The organism is Mesorhizobium sp. M8A.F.Ca.ET.021.01.1.1 (assembly GCF_003998025.1).
Taxonomy (GTDB): Bacteria; Pseudomonadota; Alphaproteobacteria; order Rhizobiales; family Rhizobiaceae; genus Mesorhizobium.
The window spans coordinates 1-3,589 of sequence record NZ_RZSJ01000616.1 but is presented as its reverse complement, the minus strand read 5'-3'; the positions used below and the strand labels follow the sequence as shown (position 1 = coordinate 3,589).

The window sequence follows — 3,589 nt, the reverse complement described above, 5'->3', positions numbered from 1 at the left end:
GCCGCCGCTCGGCATGTTCATCTATTTCCTGACGGTTGTGGTGACAGCGCCGCAGACGCTGATTTTCGCGCTGATCGCCGAGTTCTTCTCCCTGCGCAGCGTCCTGCTGCACATGTTCTTCGGCGCCGCGGCGGCCGCCGGCGGCTTCTTCCTGATCTGGCCGAGCGCGGCGGAAGACGTGGATCTGGAGCGCTGGGCCGACATCGGCATCATAGCCGCCGCTGGTCTTGTGGCCGGGCTGGTCTATTGGCTGATCGCCGGGCGCGACGCCGGTTTCCGGCGCCCGCTGTCGGAGCGTTGACTGTTAGCTCGACGGTGAGCGCACCGCCTCGGTCGCGTCCAGGGCCTGCTTCAGCCGCGAGTCGCGGTCATAGACGTCGCTGAAATACTCGACCTTGCCGGACATGTCGGGCCATGCCGTGAAATAGGCGACATAGACCGGGATCTTGCGCGTCACATCCTCGGTCGAGTGTCCGTGCTTCAGCTTCTCCGCGATATAGTCGACAGAGGTGCCAAGCACCGCCGCTGCCATTCCTCGCGGATCCTGCAGGCGTACACAGCCATGGCTGAGCGCGCGCATGTCCTGCTTGAAGAATGATTTCTGGGGCGTGTCATGCATGTAGATCGCATGCTTGTTGGGGAACAGGATCTTCAATTCTCCCAGCGCATTGGCCTCGCTCGGCTGCTGGCGCACGCTGTAGGGAATGTTGGCGCCATAATCGCCCCAGTTGATCGCCGACGACGGAATGCGCTTGCCGCGTGAATCCGTCACCTCATAGCCGGCACGGTCGAGATAGCCGGGATCGCCACGCAATCTCGGCAGCATTTCGTTGACGATGATCGACTGCGGCACGCCCCAGTAGGGATGGAAATCGACCTGCTTGATCTGGTCGTAGAAGAAGGCCGTCTGGTTGGTGACACGGCCGACGACGGCGCGTGTCTTCAGCTTTTCCTGGCCGTCGTCAATGTAGCTTGCGGTGAAGGCGGGCTGGTTGATGAAAACACGCGGACTGCCGAGATCGGAAGGCAGCCAGCGCAGTTCCTCCAGCGCCACCTGAACCTTGAGCAGCCTGTCGGCCTTCGACGTGCCGGCCAGCAAGGCGACGGTGCGCGGTCCGATGACGCCGTCGCCCTTCATGCCCTCCTTCTGCTGCACCGCCTTGATCAGAGGGACCAGTTCGGGAACATAGACTTCGCTGGTTGCCAGCCGCGACAGAACCTCGCCATAGGTGCCGCCCATCTCGTCATCGAGATTGCGCGCGATCAGCGACAGGAGCTTCGGCAGTTCGGGGCTGGTTTCGCCCGGCTTCAGCAGCAGTTTCGGATCGACGACGATCTCGTTCTCGGCGCTCGCCTGCAGTGACTCCAGTTCGACGCGCAGCGCCTGGTATTCTGCATTCTGCGGATGGCGCGATTCGAGGTAGGTGCGAACTTCCTGTGTATGCGCCAGTGTTTTCAGCACGCCCACCATGTCGAGCGGCTTGGCCGGGAAATCGTAGTAGCCGGTCATGCGGTTGGGCTCGACACGGCCGCTCTGGGCGTCATGGGCGTAACGCAGGACACGCGCGGAAAGCGCCATCTCGAAACGGACGAGTTCCTTCAACTTGGCTGCGTCGTCCGCCGAGGTCGAACCGAGCGCTGGCACATCGACCGTGTAGTCGGCGGGCGTGAGGCCGTAGCTGGCAGCCTCGCCAAGCACCCGCACGGCATCTTGCGCACGGTTGTTGGGGCTTGTCCCGCCTACCCAAATGAAATCCGGGTTGGCAGAGTAGTAGGCGATCAGCGCCTTGGCGATGTCGGGCTCGGCATAGAGTTCGTAGTCGCTGAGGCCGGCAATGGCATCGTGGAAAGCAGCACCCGTGGCCGAGGGAACGAAAGCGGCATCTTGCGGCGCCGCCGGCTGCGGCGCGGCGGCCAGCGTCGAGAAGTCGACGCGCACCAGTCTGTCGGCCTTGTAAGTATAGTAGGACGGACTGCTGATCCTCGCACCGCCGCCGTCGCCACCGGCCGGCGCCTTCGGCTTGTGCTTTGGCGGAGGAGGCGGAAACTCGCCGTTCGGCTCATGCCTGATGCCGCCGCCGAACAGCATGTCGAAAAGCCCTTGGGCACCTGCCTGAGGCGTGCCGAAAGCCAGCGTCGCCGTAATCGCCACCAGCGGCATCACGGTTGCTTTTTTACCGAGGAAGTTCATGGATCACCCGCTCCGGCCGCAACCGGTTCCCGTTCCGCACGCTAGACCGTCCCGCTAACCGCATGGCGGATGTAAGGCGCGACTATACCGATTCATACCGATTTCGTTAAGCTTTCATAAATTTCGGCGGGCCTGTTGCAGAACGGTTTCACAAGATCGTGACGGCCGGGGCGACCTTTGGGTCGCCCCGGCCGCGGGGATCCCTGCGTCTTCAGGCGTTTGCGCCACCGTCGATGGTCAGCGCGGCTCCGGTGACGAAACGGCCCTCTGGACCTGCGAGCCAGGCAACCATGCCGGCGATGTCCTCCGCCTTGCCGAATCGCGGAGTTGCCATCTTCTTTCGCTGATGTTCGGCATGCGGGCCGTCGGCCGGGTTCATGTCGGTATCCGTCGAGCCGGGATGGACGACATTGGCGGTGATGCCGCGTGGCCCGAGGTCGCGGGCCAATGCCTTGGTCAGGCCGACCAGCGCCGCCTTGCTGGTCGAGTAGGCTCCCAGGTTGGTGTCGGTGACCCGTTCGGCCAGATTGCTGCCGATCGAGATGATCCTGCCGCCCTCGCCCATGTGTCTTGCCGCCGCTTTCGAGGCGATGAACGGCGCCCTCAGATTGACCGACATGGTTTCGTCGAAATCGGCAAGCGACAGCATATCGATGGGTGCGGCGCGCCAGATGCCGGCACTGTTGACCAGGATGTCGAGCCGGCCGAAGGCGGTCATCGCATCGGCAACCGCCTGGTCTATGGCTTCGGCGTCGCGGTTGTCGGCCTTGATCGCGATCGCGCGACCGCCCTTGGTCTCTATCTCGGCGACGACCGAGCGGGCCTGGTCCTCGCCATGCACATAGGTCAGCGCGACATCGGCCCCCTCCGCCGCGAGCCTTCGCGCGATTGCCGCGCCGATGCCGCGGCTGCCTCCGGTGACGAGTGCCGCCTTGCCGTTCAAATTCCTGGATGACATCGGTTTCTCCATTTATGTAGTGATTGATACATAAATACCTGCCAGCCTTGTTTGATCGCGTCAACTCATTTATGTATCGATCAACACAGAAAAGAGCGACATGTCGGAAAGAGGCCGTCCCCGCACCTTCGATCGAACCGCGGCCCTGCGGCGCGCGATGGATGTGTTCTGGGCGAAGGGCTATGAAGGCGCGTCGATCAGCGATCTCGCGGCGGCGATGGGCATCAATTCGCCGAGCCTCTATGCCGCCTACGGCAGCAAGGAAGCCTTGTTCCTCGAGGCGACGGATCTCTACTCCCGCGTGGAAGGCGCCGACATCTGGCTCGCGCTCGAAGAGGCGCCAACGGCGCGCCTTGCGATCGAGCGGTTTCTGCATCGGACCGCAAAGGCCTATTCGCAGACCGATCGCCCGCAGGGCTGCCTGATTGCGCTGGGTGCGC

General features: G+C 63.3%; 3 protein-coding genes and 1 pseudogene. 2 read left to right on the top strand and 2 right to left on the bottom strand.

Annotated features, from left to right (window positions below; genetic code table 11):
• Positions 1-301, top strand: a pseudogene (locus EOA36_RS30855) (hypothetical protein); the annotation flags it as partial.
• 3 nt (positions 302-304) lie between these two features.
• Here the strand turns inward: EOA36_RS30855 and EOA36_RS30850 are convergent.
• Positions 305-2,191 (bottom strand): murein L,D-transpeptidase, encoded by a 1,887-nt coding sequence (locus EOA36_RS30850; protein WP_127280693.1) that lies wholly within the window; start codon positions 2,189-2,191, stop codon positions 305-307.
• Between the two features lie 211 nt (positions 2,192-2,402).
• Complete coding sequence (locus EOA36_RS30845; protein WP_127280692.1) at positions 2,403-3,149, bottom strand: 3-oxoacyl-ACP reductase family protein; 747 nt, start codon at positions 3,147-3,149, stop codon at positions 2,403-2,405.
• A 100-nt stretch (positions 3,150-3,249) separates the two neighbouring features.
• On the opposite strand from EOA36_RS30845, the gene EOA36_RS30840 reads away from it, so the two are divergent.
• Positions 3,250-3,589: TetR/AcrR family transcriptional regulator (locus tag EOA36_RS30840; protein ID WP_145969388.1), on the top strand; the 340-nt coding region annotated here is incomplete at its 3' end.

Excerpts from the sequence above, each read along its gene's own strand:
- EOA36_RS30850 (WP_127280693.1), bottom strand. The coding sequence starts at position 2,191 with ATGAACTTCCTCGGTAAAAAAGCAACCGTGATGCCGCTGGTGGCGATT.
- EOA36_RS30845 (WP_127280692.1), bottom strand. The coding sequence starts at position 3,149 with ATGTCATCCAGGAATTTGAACGGCAAGGCGGCACTCGTCACCGGAGGC.